The sequence below is a fragment of the Synechococcus sp. C9 genome (assembly GCF_022984075.1).
In the GTDB taxonomy this organism is placed as follows: Bacteria; Cyanobacteriota; Cyanobacteriia; order Gloeomargaritales; family Gloeomargaritaceae; genus Gloeomargarita.
Genome location: NZ_JALAAD010000001.1, coordinates 1,994,422 through 2,014,315 on the forward strand (window position 1 = coordinate 1,994,422; position 19,894 = coordinate 2,014,315).

The 19,894-nt window shown below is 54.9% G+C and carries 22 protein-coding genes, 1 tRNA gene and 1 riboswitch; of the genes, 13 read left to right on the forward strand and 10 right to left on the reverse strand.

Annotated elements, in window-relative coordinates; translation table 11 throughout:
• The first annotated feature begins 86 nt into the window (after window positions 1-86).
• Entirely contained in the window at window positions 87-863 is a 777-nt protein-coding gene (panB, locus tag MLD66_RS09755) for a 3-methyl-2-oxobutanoate hydroxymethyltransferase (RefSeq protein WP_247217384.1), read from the forward strand.
• Between the two features lie 53 nt (window positions 864-916).
• Window positions 917-1,516 (forward strand): chorismate lyase, encoded by a 600-nt coding sequence (locus MLD66_RS09760; protein ID WP_247217385.1) that lies wholly within the window; start codon window positions 917-919, stop codon window positions 1,514-1,516.
• Here MLD66_RS09760 and MLD66_RS09765 read toward each other — a convergent pair.
• The 3 genes from MLD66_RS09765 to MLD66_RS09775 form a co-directional block, all read right to left on the reverse strand.
• Window positions 1,478-1,939 (reverse strand): TerB family tellurite resistance protein, encoded by a 462-nt coding sequence (locus MLD66_RS09765; protein WP_247217387.1) that lies wholly within the window; start codon window positions 1,937-1,939, stop codon window positions 1,478-1,480. The two genes, MLD66_RS09760 and MLD66_RS09765, sit on opposite strands and share 39 nt — an antisense overlap.
• Complete coding sequence (locus MLD66_RS09770) at window positions 1,939-4,248, reverse strand: polysaccharide deacetylase family protein (protein WP_247217389.1); 2,310 nt, start codon at window positions 4,246-4,248, stop codon at window positions 1,939-1,941. Before MLD66_RS09770 ends, MLD66_RS09765 begins: the two co-directional genes overlap by 1 nt.
• Before the next feature lie 168 nt (window positions 4,249-4,416).
• Window positions 4,417-4,722, reverse strand: coding sequence for a hypothetical protein (locus MLD66_RS09775; protein ID WP_247217391.1), 306 nt, complete (start codon window positions 4,720-4,722; stop codon window positions 4,417-4,419).
• 59 nt (window positions 4,723-4,781) lie between these two features.
• On the opposite strand from MLD66_RS09775, the gene pyrE reads away from it, so the two are divergent.
• The 3 genes from pyrE to MLD66_RS09790 all read left to right on the forward strand — a co-directional run bounded on the left by pyrE (window position 4,782) and on the right by MLD66_RS09790 (window position 6,880).
• Window positions 4,782-5,342 carry an orotate phosphoribosyltransferase gene (pyrE, locus tag MLD66_RS09780; protein WP_247217392.1) on the forward strand — a complete coding sequence of 187 codons (561 nt, stop codon included), beginning with the start codon at window positions 4,782-4,784 and terminating at the stop codon, window positions 5,340-5,342.
• A gap of 837 nt (window positions 5,343-6,179) precedes the next feature.
• Window positions 6,180-6,251, forward strand: a tRNA-Lys gene (locus MLD66_RS09785).
• 170 nt (window positions 6,252-6,421) lie between these two features.
• Window positions 6,422-6,880 (forward strand): DUF29 domain-containing protein, encoded by a 459-nt coding sequence (locus tag MLD66_RS09790; protein WP_247217394.1) that lies wholly within the window; start codon window positions 6,422-6,424, stop codon window positions 6,878-6,880.
• 381 nt (window positions 6,881-7,261) lie between these two features.
• Here the strand turns inward: MLD66_RS09790 and MLD66_RS09795 are convergent, their stop codons facing one another.
• Window positions 7,262-7,708 (reverse strand): helix-turn-helix domain-containing protein, encoded by a 447-nt coding sequence (locus MLD66_RS09795; protein WP_247217396.1) that lies wholly within the window; start codon window positions 7,706-7,708, stop codon window positions 7,262-7,264.
• 141 nt (window positions 7,709-7,849) lie between these two features.
• On the opposite strand from MLD66_RS09795, the gene MLD66_RS09800 reads away from it, so the two are divergent.
• The 4 genes from MLD66_RS09800 (at window position 7,850) to MLD66_RS09815 (ending at window position 10,482) form a co-directional block, all read left to right on the forward strand.
• Window positions 7,850-8,011, forward strand: coding sequence for a hypothetical protein (locus tag MLD66_RS09800; RefSeq protein WP_247217398.1), 162 nt, complete (start codon window positions 7,850-7,852; stop codon window positions 8,009-8,011).
• Window positions 8,012-8,048: 37 nt separating this feature from the next.
• Complete coding sequence (locus tag MLD66_RS09805) at window positions 8,049-8,351, forward strand: DUF3143 domain-containing protein (protein ID WP_247217400.1); 303 nt, start codon at window positions 8,049-8,051, stop codon at window positions 8,349-8,351.
• Between the two features lie 34 nt (window positions 8,352-8,385).
• Complete coding sequence (locus MLD66_RS09810) at window positions 8,386-9,909, forward strand: NAD(P)H-quinone oxidoreductase subunit N (protein ID WP_247217401.1); 1,524 nt, start codon at window positions 8,386-8,388, stop codon at window positions 9,907-9,909.
• A gap of 330 nt (window positions 9,910-10,239) precedes the next feature.
• Entirely contained in the window at window positions 10,240-10,482 is a 243-nt protein-coding gene (locus MLD66_RS09815; protein ID WP_247217403.1) for a hypothetical protein, read from the forward strand.
• Window positions 10,483-10,583: 101 nt separating this feature from the next.
• On the opposite strand, the gene MLD66_RS09820 is transcribed toward MLD66_RS09815, so the two are convergent.
• Window positions 10,584-11,102: a hypothetical protein gene (locus tag MLD66_RS09820; protein WP_247217405.1), complete on the reverse strand. Its 519-nt coding sequence runs from the start codon at window positions 11,100-11,102 to the stop codon at window positions 10,584-10,586.
• Window positions 11,103-11,416: 314 nt separating this feature from the next.
• Entirely contained in the window at window positions 11,417-11,860 is a 444-nt protein-coding gene (locus MLD66_RS09825) for a hypothetical protein (protein WP_247217408.1), read from the reverse strand.
• 180 nt (window positions 11,861-12,040) lie between these two features.
• Between MLD66_RS09825 and MLD66_RS09830 the strand changes: the two genes are divergently transcribed.
• Together MLD66_RS09830 and MLD66_RS09835 are read left to right on the forward strand one after the other, a co-directional pair.
• Window positions 12,041-12,346, forward strand: a complete 306-nt coding sequence (locus MLD66_RS09830; RefSeq protein WP_247217410.1) for a DUF3155 domain-containing protein — start codon at window positions 12,041-12,043, stop codon at window positions 12,344-12,346.
• A gap of 77 nt (window positions 12,347-12,423) precedes the next feature.
• Window positions 12,424-13,461: a hypothetical protein gene (locus tag MLD66_RS09835; protein ID WP_247217412.1), complete on the forward strand. Its 1,038-nt coding sequence runs from the start codon at window positions 12,424-12,426 to the stop codon at window positions 13,459-13,461.
• Here MLD66_RS09835 and ispD read toward each other — a convergent pair.
• From ispD to MLD66_RS09850, 3 genes are all read right to left on the reverse strand, one after another.
• Window positions 13,423-14,100 carry a 2-C-methyl-D-erythritol 4-phosphate cytidylyltransferase gene (gene ispD, locus MLD66_RS09840; protein ID WP_247217413.1) on the reverse strand — a complete coding sequence of 226 codons (678 nt, stop codon included), beginning with the start codon at window positions 14,098-14,100 and terminating at the stop codon, window positions 13,423-13,425. The two genes, MLD66_RS09835 and ispD, sit on opposite strands and share 39 nt — an antisense overlap.
• Before the next feature lie 22 nt (window positions 14,101-14,122).
• The gene (locus tag MLD66_RS09845) at window positions 14,123-14,593 is read right to left on the reverse strand and encodes a hypothetical protein (protein WP_247217416.1); all 471 of its coding nucleotides are present in this window, start codon (window positions 14,591-14,593) and stop codon (window positions 14,123-14,125) included.
• A gap of 144 nt (window positions 14,594-14,737) precedes the next feature.
• On the reverse strand, window positions 14,738-15,712 hold the full coding sequence (locus MLD66_RS09850) for an ABC transporter permease (RefSeq protein ID WP_247217418.1): 975 nt from the start codon (window positions 15,710-15,712) through the stop codon (window positions 14,738-14,740).
• A gap of 127 nt (window positions 15,713-15,839) precedes the next feature.
• Window positions 15,840-15,982, forward strand: a riboswitch (adenosylcobalamin (AdoCbl) riboswitch).
• A 3-nt stretch (window positions 15,983-15,985) separates the two neighbouring features.
• On the opposite strand from MLD66_RS09850, the gene MLD66_RS09855 reads away from it, so the two are divergent.
• Window positions 15,986-16,960, forward strand: a complete 975-nt coding sequence (locus MLD66_RS09855) for a sirohydrochlorin chelatase (RefSeq protein ID WP_247217419.1) — start codon at window positions 15,986-15,988, stop codon at window positions 16,958-16,960.
• Complete coding sequence (locus MLD66_RS09860; protein ID WP_339397035.1) at window positions 16,957-18,093, forward strand: geranylgeranyl reductase family protein; 1,137 nt, start codon at window positions 16,957-16,959, stop codon at window positions 18,091-18,093. Before MLD66_RS09855 ends, MLD66_RS09860 begins: the two co-directional genes overlap by 4 nt.
• Before the next feature lie 354 nt (window positions 18,094-18,447).
• On the opposite strand, the gene fumC is transcribed toward MLD66_RS09860, so the two are convergent.
• Window positions 18,448-19,866, reverse strand: coding sequence for a class II fumarate hydratase (gene fumC / locus MLD66_RS09865; protein WP_247217422.1), 1,419 nt, complete (start codon window positions 19,864-19,866; stop codon window positions 18,448-18,450).
• Window positions 19,867-19,894 lie beyond the last annotated feature (28 nt).

Here is a 19,894-nt window from a genome sequence, read left to right on the forward strand (position 1 = left end):
ATGGGCATGATCAAAACTCCCAGTGAACTGGCGTGAACCGGTGGCGTAAACTGGGATCATTCACGCTTGCCCCCGCTAATTAACGCATGGTTCGCACCGTATTGACATTACAAACGTACAAACAACAGCACCGCAAAATCGTGGCGGTGACCGCTTGGGATTACCTGTTGGCGGAAATTTTAGACCAGGCGGGGGTAGATATGATCCTGGTGGGGGACTCCCTGGGAATGGTGGCGTTGGGGTATGAAACCACCCTGCCAGTCACCTTAGCGGAGATGATCCACCACGCCAAGGCGGTGCGGCGGGGGGTCACGTCGGCGTTTCTGGTGGTTGATTTGCCCTTTTTGAGCTATCACATCAGCCCAGAACAGGCACTTCAGAATGCGGGGCGAATGCTCAAGGAAGCGGGGGTGCAGGCGGTGAAACTGGAAGGGGGGAACCCGGCGCTGGTGACAACGGTGGGGCGGCTGGTGCAGGCGGGGATTCCGGTGATGGGCCATCTGGGCTTACTGCCCCAGGCGGTGCATCGGTTGGGGGGCTACCGGCAACAGGGCACCACCCCAGACACTGCGGCCCAACTGCTAGAGCAAGCCCTGGCGCTCCAGGAGGCGGGGATTTTTGCCCTCTTACTCGAACACATCCCGGCGGCATTGGCCCGGGACCTGACCCAAAAATTAACGATTCCCACCATCGGCATCGGGGCGGGCGCAGACTGCGATGGACAAATTTTGGTCACGGCGGACCTGTTGGGGTTAACCGCCCATCCCCCCCCCTTTGCCCCAGCCTACGCCAATCTTCGGGCGCAGATCACCCAAGCGGTGGCCGCCTACAGCCAAGCGGTGCGGGGAGCAACGTTGCCCTAGTCTGCCCCGATTCGCTATAGTAAACAAAACGTTAACATTCTGTAATAATTCCCATGTCCTTGGTTTCGGTTGTCCCCTGGTTCCGGTTGGATTGTGTTTGGGAGGGGGAGGAGGCGGATGTACCGCCGGGGATGCTGTCCCCTTGGTGGCGGTTGCTCCTGCTCAGTGATGGTTCCTTGACCCGGCATTTGCACTTTATCACCGGGCAGGAGGTGTCGGTGCAGGTGATTGACATGGCACCGGTGGGGTGGTTGCGGGAGGATGCCCCGGCAGAACTGAGCCAAATCCCAGGGCCTTGGGTGCGGCGGCAGGTGTGGTTGCAAACCGCCAGCGGGGAACGCTTGGTCTATGCCACCTCCTGGTGGCCGGCGGGGTTGGTGGATCAGTATTTACAAAACCGGGATTGGCCGATTTGGACCAGTCTGCGGGAGTTGCGCCTGGAACTGTACCGGGACATTCGCCGCCTGTACTATGGGCATTCGGAGGTCTTGGCCCGGGAATTTGCCAGCCCTGACCCGTTTTGGGGGCGGCATTATCTGTTTTGGCACCAGGGGCGGCCCTTGACTTTGATCTATGAGGTGTTGTCCTCCCGGTTGAGCCGCTATCTGGGGGTCTCAGGTGCCGCCGAAGAACTGCTCAATCTGCGCCCGTAGTGCCGCTAGGGGTTGCCCCTGATGGAAAATCACATCCGCTTGGGCGGTCTGTTCAATTTGATCCACCACCTCAGGGGGCAGGTTTAACCATTCTACGAGGCGGCGGTACGCCCTCTGCTCAGCGGGGACAATGGCGGTTTCCCCAGGGCTGGCACCGGCTTGGATGAGTAAATAGCTCAGCCGCAACAGCCACTCCCGGTGATGGTCGGGGGGGGATTTTTGGAGCAATTCCTCCAGGTCGTAGTAGGCAAACAGGCGGTCGTAAAGTTCGCTCCACAGGTGATCCTGGTTGACCCCATCCTGACCGGCAAATTCCGGCACCAGTTGGTCCAACAGCAGGCGAATTTCCTGGCGGGTGAGACGGCCATCACTCCAGGCCACGGCGGCTAAAATTTGTAATAACAATTCCTGTTCAGGGGACATCAGGGTTTCGGGGGTTTGGGTGGAGGTTCTGGTGTCGCCAGCAGTTGGGCGACGGTAACCAATTCTAAGCCCTTGGCACGCAGGGTACCAATCACCCCCGCTAGGGCATCGGCGGTACTGCCGTAAATGTCGTGCATGAGGATAATCGAGCCAGCCCGGGCCTGATCCCGCACCGTCTGGATAATCCGTTGGGGGTTGCGGTGTTGCCAATCCCGGGTATCCACGTCCCAGATCACCACAGCCAGCCCCAATTCGGCGGCCAAACGGATGGTACTGCGGTCAAAACTGCCGTAGGGGGGTCGAAAATACTGGGGACGTAGCCCCGCCGTTGCGCAGACCAAATCCTGGGTGGTGTGAAGTTCCTGATATACCCTGGCCTCGCTCAGGGCGGTCAAGGTCGGGTGGTTGGTGGTGTGGTTGGCGACCTCATGCCCCTCGGCGCGCATCCGCCAGAGCAATTGAGGGGAGCGGCGAACCATCCGTCCCTGGACAAAAAAGGTGGCCGGTACCCCCTCCTGGTGGAGAATATCCAGAATCCGCCGGGTCTGTTTGGCATCCGGGCCATCGTCAAAGGAGAGGGCGACTCGGGGGGTGTGGGTGGGTCCCCGGTAGATCACCCGGCCATTGACTGGGTTGGGGGGGGTGGTGCAGGCAGTAGCGGGTTCTGGGAGCGTCACTTTTTGACTCTGGTAGGCCACCACCTGATCGCCCTGCCACACCTGTACCCGTAGGAGCCGTTCCCCGCCCTTGGTAATCCGGGTCAGCCAGCGGTATTCCGGCCCAGCACCGGTTTGCTCCCCCAAGGACTCCTGGTCCAGCCAGACCACCACCCGGTCCGCCCCCGTCACCCGCACGACCACCTCGTACACCCCATTGCGGGACAGCAGTTGCGCCTGCAGTGGCAGACCCCGATTCGGTTGGTGGGTCATCCCCCCCGGAGGAACCGTCCGCAGGGCGGTCAAGACCTGCTGTGCCACCTGGGACAACCCCTGGCAATTGTCCCCCGCTCGGTAAGCAGGCATCGCCACCGCCAATAAATACCGTTCCGTCCCCGCCAGTACCACCCCACTGTCCACGCAGTCCCGGCTGAGTACCCACCCCGGTTTGTGGCAAATGCGGGGGGTACGCCCCAACGCCGCCCTCGCCCCCGGTGCCAAAAACGACGGCTCCGCCCGACAGAGGGACTCGGTTAAGCGAGCTACATCCTCTGGGGAAATGCGAAATTGCTCCTGTGGCTCCAACTCCCCATGCAGCACCACCCGCCGCACCGCTTCGGTCATTTCAAACAAATTGGCGCAATTTCCCTGAGCCGGACATCGCTCACCCCCTTGAGAACGCCGGGGTGGAATGTACTTTTGCCGGTTCCCCTCCCGCAGGGTCAGCCCCGGACTGGCATAGATATTCACCGCCCCACTGTACCCCCGTTGCACCTGAGTAGTGGGAAACCCCCGCTCTGGGGTGAGAAATTTTTGATTCAGCCAATCCAGCCCCACCAATTGCACCGTCAGGTCATAGTCCAAATTGGAACTTTCCCGAATCGAACGGTCAATGATCCGCTCCAGCCGGTCCCGCATCCGGGGCAATTCCACCGTCGCTTGGCTGGTAAATCCCTGGGTATAGGCCCATTCCAACGCCGCCACCGCTGGTAAAATTTTCACCGTCGAAGCGGGCCAAAACCGCTGACTAAAGGCTCCCAACCCCGCCTCATAAAACCGATAGGCCGGCCGCCCACCCACCCCCGGTTCAATCCGCACCGCATACACCGCTGTCCCCGCTGGTAACCGCACCCCTTTCCGCCCCAGGGTTTCGGGGAGAAACTGCCGATCCATCACCCGTCGCACCCCCCATTCCCAGGGCACCGGCGGCACAACCGGCTGTGGCTCCACTGGGGCAACGGCTTCCGACTCCGGGGATTGCTGAGCGTGGGCATGATGGAAACGGTGCCACCCCCACCCCAACCCGCTGACCGCCAACACAAGTCCCAGGGGTAACGCCCAGGCAAATCGCCGCTGGGGGACAACAATTTCCGTCTGCCAAAGCACCTGTGCCGTCTCCTGCGCCACCCGCAGATGGATTTGGGCAAACCCAAAGGAACCCCTACCCACCAGCCGCCCCAGACGACGTGCCAACCGCCCCTGTTGTTGGGGTGTGAACGCCTGCCCCGCCCAGGTCAGTTCCACCTGCAAAACCGGCGGATGTTGGACATAGACCGCCCGCACCACACCTTTACCCAGCACCGAATGCACCACCCGTTGCACCCGATGAATATCCCCCTGGCCAGCCAACTCAGGCCACCGTTGGGCTACCATCTGCCTCACTCCCACACCGTTGGGACACTTCACACGTCACTAGGATAATAATTAATTAATAACGATGGCTGTGGGTGAGGTAATTTCGGTCAGAAATGATCAAGATACCTACAAAACTAACACCCGTTTCCCAGAGGTGCAAGGGCTGGAATTTGTTGATGGTGAAATTTAATTTTGGAACAAGGCCACATCCTCTAACAATTGGGGTAAACCAATCTGGGTACTCACCCGCACCTGGGGATGTTGCACCGTGACCAAGACCTGCGCCGCAAAGGGACTCGGCCAGACATTGGGGTTACAAAATAATTCCAGATAGACCGGCTCGGTATGCACAAAATTCCATTCTGGGCGCGGGATGGGACTCTGCCAACTCTGTTTCAGGGCATGGAGTTGTTGAACCAATTCAGAGACAGCGGCGGGGGGAACATCCACCCCCAGGGAACCCTCCGGCAAATGCAAGACCAGCATGATCATCCCCAGAAATCAATGATGGACTTAGCGTACAATGCAAAGGCTAGACTTGATCCACGCCCATGTCCCCCAACCCCCGCCAAGACCTGCTGGAACTGATTACCGGGTTAGCCTATCAGGAAGGGGACTTTGTACTCAGTTCTGGGGTGAAAAGTTCCTACTACATCAACTGCAAGACCGTCACCCTCCATCCCCAGGGGGCTTATCTGGTGGGGCACCTGTGCCGAGCCTTACTTAGCCCGGATACGGTAGCGGTGGGGGGCTTGACCCTGGGTGCCGACCCAATGGTGACCGCCATCAGTTTGGTTTCCGCCACCACCCCCCAACCCGTCAGTGGTCTGATTATCCGCAAGGAACCCAAGGGACACGGGGCACGCAGTCAAATCGAAGGTCCCCTACCGCCAGCGGGGAGCCAAGTTACGGCGGTGGAAGATGTGGTGACGACCGGGCAATCCTTGGGGTTGGCGGTGCAGGTGCTACGGGCGGCGGGCTATCAGGTATCCGCAGGAATTACCCTGGTGGATCGCTTGGAGGGGGGGCAGGCGTACTTGGCGGCAATGGGGGTGCGTTTGACCGCCTTATTCACCCTATCTGACATTCAAGCCCATTACCGACGGGGTTAAATGCCTCAGCCGCTCGTCCATCGGTTGCGATTGCCCACCCTATATAGCCATCCTAAACGAAGGGCATTTTTATTTAATTTATTTTATTTATTTGAGCCAACCCATAGCCTGCGTGGCGTAGCCATAAATCTCATCGCTGGCATACCCACATTACCCAGAACCAAAGACGGGGGCGGTGCCCCTGCGACCCCTATTCTATTTTCAGGGAACCTCTATTTATTTGAACCAATCATCAATCCCATCCTGGGAATGCCCATATTAGCCAGAACCAAGGGCGGGACTAACTTTGAATTGATAGAGGTGCCCTTATCAAAGAACTTGGGTCTAAAACCCCGCCTAATGCCTCCGGCACGGCTACGCCTAGGAAGGCGGCTTTTGCTATACTAAAACCAGAGGCGAAGGTAATCAACCTCTCTAAAAACCTGATAGCCTAACGGCTAAAAAAACGGCTAAGAAACGAACCAAGATTTTGCGTGGCCACTTGAACGGTACCGTAGGGCATACGGGAACCGCCATTGCTTCGCAACACTTTGTGAACGCAAGAGGGAACGCTATGGCTTGCGCCACCTGCGGAAGGGGAGAGCTTGACCGCTACTTTGAGCAATGAAAATTGTTGGAAGCAAGTCATCTTGTTGAACCAAGAATCCCCGCACCTTTAGGTCGGGGAGTGTCAATTCACTTGCTTTTTTTGGCATACCACTACCCGCCACCCAAACTATGAGAAGCGAGTTCTCTGTAGTGGTCAAGGCATGACTCGTACCAGGAGTCATCGGGGCACTGGCTAAGGACATCCTTGCCCCATTGGTTAATTATGCTAAACTAAGGCTTTGGGATAACGGGTCGGTAGCTCAGCGGTAGAGCATTCGGCTTTTAACCGATTGGCCCTGGGTTCGATCCCCAGCCGACCCATAGACCCATACCTCAAATCAAAATCTGGGAATTTCCTAGGGCTTTTAGCAGAGATACGATTGCCATAGAACCACCCCCAGTTGCAAAAAACCAGCAAATTTGGGAAAAATAGAGGCATTACTCCCGCACCAAGGCTACGCACAAACGGTCAGTCAGCGAAGCAAATAAGTATGCTATCTAATAATCTGTACGAAACGGATTTCTATGCCTGGACATTGGAGCAGTCCAAGTTGCTCAAGGAAGGAAACTTTGAGTACCTAGATATTACCCATTTGGTGGAGGAAATTGAGTCCTTGGGGAGACAGGAACGCCGAGAATTAGAAAGTCGTTTAGGGGTATTAATTGGGCACTTGCTCAAGTGGGACTACCAGCCGGAAAAGCGTAGCAAAAGTTGGCGGGCAACGATTCGGGAGCAACGGCGGTCAGCCCAGAAACTGCTTCTACAAAACCCTAGTCTTAAACCCTATCTGCTAGAGATCATTGCTGATGCCTATGAATCCGGTAAGAATTTAGTCATCGGTGAAACGCCCTTAGACGATAGTGATTTGCCCGAAAACTGTCCTTACACCTTTGAACAACTATTTGATCCTAATTTTCCCTTTAACTCTGAAAATAACGGCACCAACTAAGTCCCACCTCCAGAAATATAGCAGTCCTATTTGAGGTAGTGCTATCTTTGTAATGCTCAAGAAATGGTAACAAGGATTCTCAGGCAGGTCGGTGGCTTTGTCTCTTCAGGGAGAAGCGTCACGGGTGAATATAGGATGAGACATTGCTCAAATACCGATGAGATAAGGCTTTGTGGGAATTTGCTACCTAGAACTTAGAGAGCCTATCGTCTGGAATGGCAGACACTCCTTTGGGAAGACATGGTGCTGATTGTAATAAAATTGTAATAATAAACAATTACTTGGATAGCACTACCGGCATCTCTTTGTCCTCTCATTTCAATGGCGTGTATCCTACAATAATGCAAAAGACTGTATTCGATCAGTAGCGGTTCCCAAGAGTTAATTACTTTTTGTTTTTGGTTCTAATTTCTGCACGTCTTTTTCTTTGTGGGGATGGGTGCCCTGGGATTTTTTCCAACTAATTCCAGCCGCTTCAAGCAAATCATAGTAACTGGTACGGGAAGCAAAAACCACATTAAATTCTTCGGAAATATAAGATTCCAATTCCTGGATATTCCAAGAGTTTTTTGCCTGTAGCCACTTAATCACTTGCTCCCGTTCCTCGGCGGACAAAAAACCTTCTGAACCACGATATTTTAATGCTAAACCCGCTACTCCTTCTTCCACAAAATGCTGTTTCCATTTACTGATAAATCCAGAAGATACACCGAGAATTTCCATAATTTGCGCATGGGTGTACCCCTGCAAGGTCATCTTGACCGCCAGTGCCCGTTTGAGTACCCTTGGGTCACAGTTTGACTTGATTAGCTCATTTAATTTGTCCATCCTTACGCTTCCTTGGCTCAGCTACATTTGCATCCATTTTCTCACATATTATCTGAGATTACCAGGTGAACGCCCCGTTGGTTTGAACCTGTACAAGTGCTTTCCCTCGGCTGGAGAGTTTTGGAGAAGCGAGATGGTGAGGTGTCTGCGCCCACGGTTTTTCTTGAATGGCTGGCACTGGGTCGTGATCAGTTTACCGAATGGGCGGGTTGGTGTTCAGCAGAGTTATGGACGTGGGGGGTGGGCTGTTTACAAAAGACGGAAGCTACGCCCCTACGACCCATTTTTAGAAGTGCCCTATAATTGAGTTTAGTTACTAACTCGCTTTGGTACGGATTTTATGAATCGTTGGCCGCCCCCGGACACGCCTTTGTACAATCATTCCCTTGCCACGATTGAAGACTGGTTGGAGACTTTGGGGGCACGGCGGGATGAACAGGAATTGCATCGGTGGTCCTTACAGCGGGGGGCGTGGCAGGCGGAGTTGTCCCTGGAAATTGAGGAATTGCAGGTGCGGTATTTGGGAGCGGCGGCGGGACGAGACCTGGTGCAAAATTTCAAATATGCCCTGAGCCGTCAGGAGATGGAAGCGGCTATTTTGCGGGGGCCGTTTGGGGATGCCCCAGCTACCAGATTGGATTAATCTATAAAGAAACAGAACCCCCGGAGGATTGGTGATGGATGTGGTGTCGTTGGCGGCTTTGAATACGGGCACAATTCTGCCGGAACTGGTGGTGGTGGTGACCCTTACCCTGGTGCTGTTGGCGGATTTGTTGGTAGGGCGGCAGGCTAGCCGTTGGACACCCTATCTGGCGGTGGCGGGGTTGCTTGGGGCGGTGGTGAGTTTAGCCTTCCAGTGGAATATGCCGGTTGCGGAGGGGTTTTTGGGCAGTTTCCAAGCGGATCATCTGGGGATTTTGTTCCGGGGGTTGGTGGCTCTGGCTGGGGCACTGAGTATTTTGATGGCGATTCGCTATGTGAATGAGGCGGGCAGTGCCCTGGGCGAATACATGACCATCCTGCTGGTGGCGACGGTGGGGGGGATGTTCCTGGCGGGGGCGGATGAGATGGTGATGGTGTTTGTCGCCCTGGAAACCCTGGGATTGGCGTCCTATCTGCTGGCGGGGTACATGAAGCGGGATGTGCGCTCCAATGAGGCGGCGTTGAAGTATTTGCTGATTGGGGCGACGAGTTCGGCGATTTTCCTGTATGGTTTGTCGCTGTTGTACGGTCTGTCCGGGGGAGAAACCCGGTTGAGTGCGATTGCCCAGCAGTTGGTGCGCCAGGAGGCTAGCCAGTCTTTAGGGGTGTTGATGGCTCTGGTGTTTGTGATTGCGGGGATTGCCTTTAAGTTGTCGGCGGTGCCGTTTCACCAGTGGACGCCGGATGTGTACGAGGGTTCACCGACCCCGGTGGTGGCGTTCTTGTCGGTGGGTTCCAAAGCGGCGGGGTTTGCCTTAGCCATTCGCTTGTTGGTGACGGTGTTTCCTGGGGCAACGGAGCAATGGCAATTTGTTTTTGAATCCTTGGCGATCTTGAGCATGGTTTTGGGAAATGTGGTGGCGTTGACCCAAACCAGTTTGAAACGTCTGTTGGCTTATTCTTCGATTGGGCAGGCGGGTTTTTTGATGATTGGCTTGGCGATTGGTACCCCGGAAGGTTACGCCAGCATTGTGTTTTATACGTTTATTTATTTGTTTACCAATTTGGGGGCATTTGCCTGCGTGATTCTGTTTAGTTTGCGGGCGGGTACGGATGAAATTAGTGAGTATGCCGGTCTATACCAAAAAGACCCATTGCTCACCCTCGGTTTGAGCTTGTGTTTGCTCTCGTTGGGCGGGATTCCGCCGTTGTCGGGCTTTTTTGGTAAGTTGTATATTTTCTGGGCGGGTTGGCAAGCGGGTGCCTACACGTTGGTGCTGGTCGGGTTAGTGACCAGTGTGATTTCCATCTACTATTACATTCGGGTGGTGCGGATGATTGTGGTCAAAGAACCCCAGGAAATGTCCTTGGCGGTGCAAAATTATCCCACCCTGACCTGGGATATGGCGGGTTTGCCGGAATTACGAGCGACTTTAATCACCTGTGTGGTGGTGACGGCGGTGGCGGGTTTATTGGCGAATCCCTTGCTCACGTTAGCCAATAATGCGGTGACCAGCACCCCGTTTTTGCAACCCCAAATCCAGGTGGCGCAAAAATAACCCCATATATGCCTCTGCCGTCTAGGCAAGGTAGGGGATGAAGGTGACTCAGGGGCATTTTTTTGCTAGCAGATGCTCGAATTAACCCCAGCATTTCGCTCGGTTGTTAACTAAGCATCTACGGCAACTTCAAGTCATTGGTATGCTTGATTAAGCTAAAATGGCTGTCAGGAAATGCCCCTATTTATGGATGCTCTCAATAAATTATTGAGCGTCTATAGCAATCCCAAAAGAAGAACGTTGGGTGGTTGCCGTGGCACGACGCTTAAATGGCGATGGTTTTTTAATCACCGCTTACCAAACTAACGCAATTAAGGAGGGGGAAACCGTATGGCGCAAATAAAAGTTTTTTATGAACCAGAAACAGAGCTTTTGAGCGTGTTTTGGCAGGTTCCACGCAAAAACCAAATTGCCACGGAGCTTGGTGATGGGGTAATTTTGATCAAGGATGGGGTGAGTGGTGAACCAATTGGTTTAGAAATATTGTCCTATCATCCGGGAGATAACCGCTTTGACGCTGTAAGTGTTGAGTTGGGGCACATGGGTCTGATGCAGTTCACCCGTTCATCCTGACCAACTGGAATGAGTAACCCCCCCAAATCTAGGTGGCGCAAAAACAACCGCCCCGGTGGAGAACCAAGGCGGCGTAGTGCAAGAGGCGGGTTGAGTGAATGTTAGTGCAGTTTGTACACCTGCATTACTAAGAAGTTACGCTCCACATTACCCGTACTGGGCACGGATAGGGGGTTTTGCCAACCATCGGGAACCTCATCTATTATCGGACCTCCACCGAAATACAGTACGGATAGGTAGCCCTTTTTGCCCTGGGCGTTATCGGGAACCGTCAAGGAATATTTACAGCCCAGACTCAGGTGGTCGCCGGTCATGTTCACCTTCACTGGGGCAAAGCCCTCGCCCGGGAATTTAGACTTTTTGGGCTGGTTGGGATCACTATCCGATAACATAACCTGCATCAAACTGCACTTCTGTGAACCCAATTGATTTAGGTTTTTCAGTTGCTGTGGGTCTTTCACCGTGATCGTCCCGCTAATTGTCGTTCCCATTTTGATCGGGGGAATTTTTTTCAGGTCAGGGGCAGGCATTTCCTGAGGGTTCGGCATCCGTTGGGCTTGGACTGCCATTGGGGCAACGGTCGTCAAAGCCAACACCAAAGGTAAGAAACGCAGATTCATAGAAAACTCCTGAAGGGTGATGAGGTGATTTAAGAAGCTACAGAATGTAACCTCTATACTTTTCAAATTAACTGATGCAAATGAGGCTGTATAGGATCAAAAATACTGCTTAGAAGTGATCTCGATCTCTATAGCAATTCTAAATGAGAATGAAACAGGGGGTCGCAGGGGCACCGCCCCCGTTCTTGGTTCTGGAGAATTTCTGTATGCCTACGGCACGCAAGCTAATGCAAATCAAGTAGGATTGCTATATAACCACTTCAGAAAAAAGCCGACAAATTTCTAGGTATAAATTACCCTTAAAAAATGTCTATTCAACCGCACCAAAACCCCCGCAACCAATGCCAAAAGTCCCGGATTTTTTGCTCCCAGAAGTACAACACCTGATCCAGCCACTGCAGAAACTGTTCCAGCCAATGGGGTTCATAACCTTCCGTAACCGATGCCACCTCCAAAGTCGGTTCCGGCAAAACCGGGGCTACCGGCACAATCGGTAAGGCGGGTGGTGGTGGCGCACCAGGGAGTTGTTCCACCGGCGGCGCACCTCGCAAAAGGGGAAACCGGCTGAGTTGTTCCCGCAATTTCTTTAACCAACGTTGCCACCAAGGGACTGGGGGCGGGGTGGCGGGGGTCAAAGTCGGTGGCGGCACCGGGCGTAACCGCATCCACCGGAACCATTGCCACAGTTGCACCCACCCCTGTCTGAGCCGCTGAGGCATCTGCAACAACCAAGTGATCAGCCAACTGCGATAGACCATAGCCGCAGATGAAGTGGGATTAAATCAATCCTCTTATTATAGGCAACCCGCATCCAACTAATTGTTGCAACTGGTTAACGAACCCTTGAAAACTTAGCGTCAAACCCCTATACTGCACTAGGGTTATGTAACCCTAACTACAAAAAACCCAACTCTCACACGTTTTAGGAGGAGAGCGCTTTGGCTAGAAGACGTAAGCGCAGAAGTCGTCGTCGCCTGGAAGGTCGAAAAATCTTAGAATGTGTTCCCCAATTCACCCTGGAAACCGGTGAAGACAAGCCGGTGACAGCGGCTCGGCGTTTTATTCAGGCCAACGGGATTGCTCCACCGGCATTACTTTTGGTGCGGCGGAATGAGCATACGGTTGACCGGTATTTCTGGGCAGAAAAGGGCTTGTTTGGGGCACAGTACGTCGAAGAAAATCACTTCCTCTTCCCCAGTCTGCGAACGCAAGAATTAGCAGAGCAAGTTGGGGCGGCCAAATAGGTTGCGGACGGTTTTTTGCCCTAGTCACCCCTAGAAATCGTTGATAAGCTCGATCCTAGGGTCGAGATGGTTCAACCATGTCCTTAATCAACGTGTTTCCCAGGGTGGGGCAGTTACCGCCGGGAATGGGTTTGTGCCACTGGGAAGTGGGGGCAAAACTGGCCGTAGGACTGCTGGCGGAGGATATGCCTGCTTGGGTGTTGGTCTCCCCGCCAGAGATGGCTGGGGCAACGGCACTGTGGTTGGATAGCCGGGAATTGGCTCCGGGTAACCATTTGCTCTGCATCCGTAGCGCCCAGTGGGTCTTTGCCCTGCTGGCTACTCCGACGGGTCAGGTTGCCCATAGCTTCCATCCCCAAGTGGTGCAGCGGCTGTGGGAGGAACTTTTAGCGCAGGTGACGGAGCGGGCGTGGCTCGACCGCCTCAAAGCCTTGCCGGATCACTGGCCGGTGGCACCGGTGGAGATGGTGGAGCAATTTTATCAAGGGTGGCTCTACCAAACGGTTCAACCCCCGGAGGAGTGGGCCCGTTCCGTACTGCATGAAATTTATACTCCCCTCAGCACCATCGGCATTTGGACGGATATGTTGCTCAAATATCAACAGCAACTCCCCCAACGGGTCCAGGAGGGGTTGCAGGCCATTGCCCAGGAGGTACGGGTGCGCCGGGAACGCTGGCAGTCCTGGTTTGAACCCCAACACTGTCAGTCCGGGTTGGGGGATTGGCGGGCACAGGCGCAGGCTCGGGGCATCCAGATGGATTTTGACCTGGGAACCCCTTTGCCGGGAATTTTGCGCCACCTGCTCGCCCAGGTGATGCCCCTGCTGCTGGGAGAACTGCCTGCGGGTGCCCAGATTTATGGGGCGGTGAAACAAACCCAACAGCAGGAACGCAAAGTCCTTGTTTTATACTTACGTTTTACGGATTTGGGGGAACGGCGCACCCTGGGGGCAGGTTGGGAATGGAGTCCCGCCACCGGGCGGCTTTACCCCAGTTTGACCCAGTGGCAGGAACGGTTGGCGGCTCTGGGGGGGGAACTCCACTGGCAGGCGCAGGGGTTGGACTTGACCTTGCCCCTAGAATCCCTGGGTCAACAGGGCTTGGGCGATGAGTAGGTCGGGGGGGGTGGTGATTTTCAGGTTGGTGTCCTCCCCAGGGACGACCTGCACCGGGTACTGACACCGTTCTAACAAAGCCGCATCATCGGTAACCTGCCATTGGTGGGTGAGGGCGTGGGTGTGGCAGGTTTTGAGAATGGACACCTGGAAGCCCTGGGGGGTTTGGGCCGCCCATAGATGCGCCCGCTCCGGGGTTTCGGCAATCAGGGGCGGTTCCCGCACGACCTTAATCGTATCCCGCACGGGAATGGCGGTAATCACCCCACTGGCGGTGCTGAGGGCGGCTTGACACCGATGGAACAGGGCGGGACTGGCCAGACAACGGGCCCCATCGTGGATGAGTACCGTTTCCGCCCCAGGGGGGAGGGCGCAGAGACCTTGCCAGACCGAGGCTTGCCGGGTGTCCCCCCCCGGAATGATCTGCACTGGCACGGGGGGAGCCAATTCCGTGAGCATGGCTTCGATCGCCGGCCAGTCCGCCGGTTGCGCCATCACCCCCACCCAGGTAGGCTGAGCCTGGAACACCCGGAGCAACGTCCACGCCAAAATCGGTCGCCCCTGGAGGGTCAACAGGAGTTTATTCCGGTCATGCCCCATCCGTTTGCCCTGACCGGCGGCGGCAATCAGTACATACATAGGCGCATTATCCCACACTCCCCTAATTCACAGCGGGGGCGGCAGGCACGGCAATCATCTGGTAATCCCCCTTTTGGTCAATGTAGCTGTAGAAGAGGTCGCACCACACCGCCGCCGCCACGGGTTCCCGGGGCACCCAAAATACCCAATGGCGTTGGATGTCCAGAGCCGAGCGCACTGTGGCAAAAGGTTCCCGTTTCACCTGCTCCAAAGTCCCGTAGGCTTTTGACTCTACGGTTTCCAGCCAAACCGCCACCCGTTCCGGGGTACCCCCACTGGTTTCCAATTCCAAAACCCCATGCACCCGCAACTGTTCCCACCACACCAGCGGGTCATTCATATCCAAACCCCGATGGCTCATCCGGCGGTAGGCATCCCCCATCCTGGTTTTCACCAAGTCTTGCACCTGGGGTAAGCAATCCAGTTCAAATTTTGTCCCTAAAACCTGTAGTTGGCGGGCAGTCCGACGGAACCATAACACGTGTGCAGACATGGTAACCTCCACTTTTTGGACAGCAGAATTAGCCCCGTTGGGGTTCATTCTGGTTCCAGGTAGAGGCGTTTTTCCGCCCAGCCCTAATGTAACCCAGGTGCGGTTGCCCCGTCAATTAATTGCTGGGTGCAATCAGTCCTGCCGTCAGGGTTCCGAGTGTAAACGAATACGGGGGTCTGCCCACTGCAATAAAATATCCGCCAACAAATTGCCCAGAATTAACATCACCGAACCGAGCATCAAACTCGCCATCACCAGATACAAATCCTGCGCCGTCACCGCCTGTAAAATTAAGCGACCAAGACCCGGCCAATTGAAAAAATATTCGGAAATAAAAGCACCGCTCAAGAGGGTGGCAAATTCAAATCCCAGCAGGGTAATTAAGGGGTTAATCGCATTGCGGAGGGCGTGGACATAAATCACCCGGGATTCCGGTAAACCCTTGGCACGGGCGGTACGGATATAATCTTGCCCCAGCACATCCAGTAAATTACCCCGCATCAACCGTTGCAAACCCGCAAAGCTAATAATCGTCAACGTCAAAGCCGGTAACATCAGATGCCAAAGGATGTCCAAAACCTTACCCAGGGGCGTTAAATCCACAAAATCAATGCGGGTCATGTCCCCCACCGGAAACCAACCGGTACGTTGGGCGATAAATAATAAAATTAACCCGGCGATAAAACTGGGAAACCCCTGGGCTAAATAGCTAACCCCTTGCAAAAGGTAATCCGGGCGGCGGTTTTGATAAACAGCGGCGACAATGCCCAAGGGAATCGCCAAACCCCAGGTGAGAATCAACGAAGCCACGGCTAATAATAACGTCGCTGGCACCCGTTCCCAGAGGAGTAGGGCGACGGGACGACGATAGACAAAACTTTCCCCAAAATTGCCCCGAATGGCTTGGGATAGCCACAGAAAATACTGCTCAACGGGAGATTTATCCAGCCCAAATTGTTGCCGTAGGGCTTCTATCGTTTCGGCGGAAATGGTGGGGTTTTGTTGCAGGCTATTCAAATAGTCGCCGGGTGCCAATTGAATGATGGCAAAGGACAAAGCTGATGCTAAAAATAAGGTTAAAACTGCTTGCAGAATGCGCTTGATCCAGTAACGTGCCATCGGTACCCTGGTTGCGTGGATTGCTTTTTAGAATACCTATAAGTTTACTGGAAGTTTACCAGGTAACACCACCGCTACCAAATCGGCAGGAAAAGTAACGTCTTCAGCCGGTCGGGGACATCTGCCCCTATGATATTAAAACTGACCTTTCGGGAAAATCCGGTGCGAATCCGGTGCTGTGCCGCAGCAGTGATGGGAGTTCCCTCAGCCTGAATGCCGTTGGTCGGTTTGTCCCTACATTGACCTGCGTTGCACGGGTCTAAGGAGTTGAACATGGTTGCATTTGTTTCGCATCGGGAGCCTCGGCTGGCGCCCTTGCCCCAACCCCGTCCCCTGCTGTTGATTGGTCACGGTACCCGGGATGCCCAAGGTCGGGCGGATTTTTTGAATTTTGCCCAGCAGTACGGTGCCCTCGACCCCAGTCGCCCGGTGATCCCCTGTTTTTTGGAGTTGACCGAACCCCTGATTGAGGAGGGGATTGCTCGCTGTGTGCAGGCGGGCTGGTGGGAACTGTCGGCGGTGCCCCTGTTACTCCTGGCGGCACGGCATCTGAAGTTGGACATTACCCGGGAGTTGGATCGGGCACGGGGGCAATATCCGGGGTTGACCATTCACTACGGGCGGCATTTGGGGCTGGCACCGGAAATTCTCCGCCTCTGGCAGGAACGGTTAGCCCGGGTGGATCATCCCACCATTCCCCGCAGTGAAACCGTCGTACTGCTGGTGGGGCGGGGGGCGAGTGACCCGGATGCCAATAGCGATGCGCTGAAATTGTCCCGTCTGTTGTGGGAGGGCAGTGGCTATCTGACGGTGGAAACCTGTTTTGTGGGCATTACCCATCCCCGGCTGGAGGAGGGGTGGCGGCGGGTGTGGCTCTATCAACCCAAACGGGTGATCGTCCTGCCCCATTTCCTGTTTACCGGGGTGTTGGTGCAAAAAATTCAGGCGATGGCACGGCAGATGCAGGCGGCACACCCGGAGGTGGAGGTGACGTGTCTGCCGGAATTAGGAATTACTCCGGAGCTATTTGCCCTGGTGCGCCAGCGGGAATGGGAAACCTTCGGTGCAACGATGCCCATGAACTGCGATATGTGTAAATTCCGCCAGCAGGTTCTATATGGGAATTCCCACAGCCATTCACACGACCATTCCCATCACCACCACGACCATTCCCACCATGCTCACAGTCACGGCTACGATGACCCCTACCGGGACTTGAGCCAATACCACCAGCGGATTTGGCAGTGAAGTACGATGTGATTATCGTAGGGGCGGGTCCAGGGGGGGGCAGTGCCGCCTACCATTTGGCGAAGCGGGGTCGGTCGGTGCTGTTGCTGGAGCAGGCTAGCTTACCCCGTTACAAGCCCTGTGGGGGTGGGGTGTCGCCCCAGGTGCAAGAATGGTTTGATTTTGACTTTGCTCCGGCGATTTCCTGTGTGAGTCAAGAGATTCATTACACCTGGAAGCTGGGGGAGCCGGTGGCGGTGGCGTTGACGGGTTTGGAGCCGATTTGGCTGGTGCGCCGGGATGTGTTTGACCATTTCTTGGTACAACAGGCGCAAAACCAGGGGGCGACCCTGCGGGATAGTACGGCGGTCACGGGGATTACCTGGCAGGGGGAGGCTTGGCAGGTGCAGACGGCGGGGGAATCCTACCAGGGACGGTATTTGGTGGCGGCGGACGGGGCAAAGGGGAAACTGCCCGGTTGGTTGGGGTTTCGGGAGCGTAAACGCCGGTTGGCGGGGGCATTGGAAGCGGAGGCTCCCTTGCGGGATATTCCCCCAGCCCATATTTATTTTGAATTTGGTTTGGTGAAAAATGGCTACCTCTGGAATTTCCCCAAGCGGGATGGGTTTTCCTTGGGGGTGGGGACATTTTGCGGCGGCGGCGAGACCCAGGATTTTCGCCAAATTCTCACAAACTATGCGGGACATTTTGGCGTGGATTTAGCCAGCACCAAGCAGTACGGTCACCCCCTGTGCCTCTGGGATGCGCCCCAAGCCCTGCACACCCAAAACGCCCTGTTGGTGGGGGAAGCGGCCTGTGTGGTGGACCCATTTACCGCCGAGGGGATTCGGCCTTCCCTCTGGACGGGTTGGCAGGCGGCCTTAGCCTTAGACCGGGCTTTGGCGGGGGAACTGGATGCCCTAGCTAACTATACAAAAACAGTACAAGAGACCTGGGGCAACGATATGATTTGGGCGAAGCGGTTGGCGCAGGTATTTTATCGTCTGCCGGGGTTGGCGTACCGGGTGGGGGTCAAACGTCCGGCGGCTACCCGTAAATTTGCCGAATTATTCACGGGTAAAACCCATTATCAAGCGGTTGCCCAGTTGGCTCTGCGGCGGTTGGGGCAGGTGAATCCCCTGGCGAAAATTTGACGACGCTCAATCCTGGTGCAAAACTTTTTTACAGTTTCAATGTTAGGGAAATGACCACAGCAATCCTACATTAATTAACGCCCAGAAATTCCCCAGAACCAAAGACGGGGGCGGTGCCCCTGCGACTACTTTTGTAAACTCAATGAGGATGGCTATGGGAATAGTCAGGTTACTATAGTCATTCTGTTTTAGAATGCGACACTTTTTAGGTATTAGCAATCGCTCTATTCCCTTCTAGGACAGGGTTTTCAGGTAAAAGCGGATGTTGCAAACTTGTTTGAAATGACTATAAGAACCAAAGACGGGGGCGGTGCCCCTGCGACCCCTGTTCCACGCTCATTTAGGATTGCTATATTAGCTCTGATTGGCTGATTGCGCCACATAGGGCTGAACCATTTTGGCTGGATCAACCACCCGGTCAAAGACCTCCTCGGTGACAAAGCCAAGCTGTAAGGCGGCTTCCTTTAAGGTCAGGTCATGCTCCATAGCATAATGAGCAATTTGGGAGGCTTTGTCATAGCCAATCACCGGTACCAACGCTGTCACCAGCATGAGGGAACGTTGCACATATTCCGCAATTTTCTGGCGATGGGGTTGGGTGCCTTCAATGAGAAACCTCCGAAAGTTGGTGCAACCATCGGTCAGGATCGTAATCGAATGCATGAGATTAAAAATCATCAGCGGTTTGTAAACATTCATCTCCAGATGCCCACCCGCACCCCCAAAGCTCACCGCCACATCGTTAGCCATTACCTGTACAGCGATCATGGTCAACGCTTCCGCCTGGGTCGGATTGACCTTGCCCGGCATGATGGAAGAACCAGGCTCATTGGCAGGAATGATTAGCTCGGCGAACCCCGCCCGGGGACCACAGGACAACAAACGAATGTCATTGGCAATTTTGTACAAGGACACCGCCAGGGTGCGTAACGTCCCCGAGAGTTGCACCAGGGCATCGTGGGAACCCTGAACCGTGAACTTATTGGGGGCACTGACAAAGGGCAACCCGGTGAGCCTGGCAATCTCAGCGGCGGTAGCCTCAGCAAAACCCGGTGCCGCATTGATCCCCGTCCCCACTGCTGTCCCCCCCAGAGCGAGGCGATACACCCCACCCAACGCCGACTCGATGCGTTCCAGGTCATCCGCCAACAGCCCCGCATACCCCGACCATTCCTGCCCCAGGGTCAACGGCGTGGCATCCTGCAGATGGGTGCGCCCGATTTTAACAATATCCTGCCATGCTTCGGCTTTAGCAGTAATGGCATCGTGCAGAGCTTGTACCGCTGGAATTAACCGTTGCTTGACCCCGACTGCCGCCGCAATGTACATCGCCGTGGGAAATGAATCATTGGTGGACTGCCCCATATTCACATGGTCGTTGGGGTGAACCGGCGTTTTGCTCCCCAGGGGCTTACCGGCAATCTGGCAACAACGGTTGGCGATCACCTCATTCACATTCATGTTAAATTGTGTGCCACTGCCCGACATCCACACATGGAGCGGAAACATATCCTGGTGCTGACCAGCCAGGATTTCATCACAGGCTTGAAGGATGAGACGAAAAGGTTGATCCGCCAAGCGACCACTGGTGTGATTAGCGATTGCCGCCGCTTTTTTAAGCATAGCGTAGGCAGTAATCATTTCTGGGGGAATCAGGTCTTTGCCGATACTAAAATATGCAAGCGAACGCTGGGTTTGCGCACCCCACAATTTATCCGCTGGAACCTCAACTTCGCCAAGACTATCCGTTTCTTTGCGAAAATTCGTTGCCATTGACAGCCCCCGAAACTAGGTGACTAGG

Coding starts and splice junctions, on each gene's coding strand:
- panB (WP_247217384.1), top strand. CDS start 87: ATGGTTCGCACCGTATTGACATTACAAACGTACAAACAACAGCACCGC.
- MLD66_RS09760 (WP_247217385.1), top strand. CDS start 917: ATGTCCTTGGTTTCGGTTGTCCCCTGGTTCCGGTTGGATTGTGTTTGG.
- MLD66_RS09765 (WP_247217387.1), bottom strand. CDS start 1,939: ATGTCCCCTGAACAGGAATTGTTATTACAAATTTTAGCCGCCGTGGCC.
- MLD66_RS09770 (WP_247217389.1), bottom strand. CDS start 4,248: ATGGTAGCCCAACGGTGGCCTGAGTTGGCTGGCCAGGGGGATATTCAT.
- MLD66_RS09775 (WP_247217391.1), bottom strand. CDS start 4,722: ATGATCATGCTGGTCTTGCATTTGCCGGAGGGTTCCCTGGGGGTGGAT.
- pyrE (WP_247217392.1), top strand. CDS start 4,782: ATGTCCCCCAACCCCCGCCAAGACCTGCTGGAACTGATTACCGGGTTA.
- MLD66_RS09790 (WP_247217394.1), top strand. CDS start 6,422: ATGCTATCTAATAATCTGTACGAAACGGATTTCTATGCCTGGACATTG.
- MLD66_RS09795 (WP_247217396.1), bottom strand. CDS start 7,708: ATGGACAAATTAAATGAGCTAATCAAGTCAAACTGTGACCCAAGGGTA.
- MLD66_RS09805 (WP_247217400.1), top strand. CDS start 8,049: ATGAATCGTTGGCCGCCCCCGGACACGCCTTTGTACAATCATTCCCTT.
- MLD66_RS09810 (WP_247217401.1), top strand. CDS start 8,386: ATGGATGTGGTGTCGTTGGCGGCTTTGAATACGGGCACAATTCTGCCG.
- MLD66_RS09815 (WP_247217403.1), top strand. CDS start 10,240: ATGGCGCAAATAAAAGTTTTTTATGAACCAGAAACAGAGCTTTTGAGC.
- MLD66_RS09820 (WP_247217405.1), bottom strand. CDS start 11,102: ATGAATCTGCGTTTCTTACCTTTGGTGTTGGCTTTGACGACCGTTGCC.
- MLD66_RS09825 (WP_247217408.1), bottom strand. CDS start 11,860: ATGGTCTATCGCAGTTGGCTGATCACTTGGTTGTTGCAGATGCCTCAG.
- MLD66_RS09835 (WP_247217412.1), top strand. CDS start 12,424: ATGTCCTTAATCAACGTGTTTCCCAGGGTGGGGCAGTTACCGCCGGGA.
- ispD (WP_247217413.1), bottom strand. CDS start 14,100: ATGTATGTACTGATTGCCGCCGCCGGTCAGGGCAAACGGATGGGGCAT.
- MLD66_RS09845 (WP_247217416.1), bottom strand. CDS start 14,593: ATGTCTGCACACGTGTTATGGTTCCGTCGGACTGCCCGCCAACTACAG.
- MLD66_RS09850 (WP_247217418.1), bottom strand. CDS start 15,712: ATGGCACGTTACTGGATCAAGCGCATTCTGCAAGCAGTTTTAACCTTA.
- MLD66_RS09855 (WP_247217419.1), top strand. CDS start 15,986: ATGGTTGCATTTGTTTCGCATCGGGAGCCTCGGCTGGCGCCCTTGCCC.
- fumC (WP_247217422.1), bottom strand. CDS start 19,866: ATGGCAACGAATTTTCGCAAAGAAACGGATAGTCTTGGCGAAGTTGAG.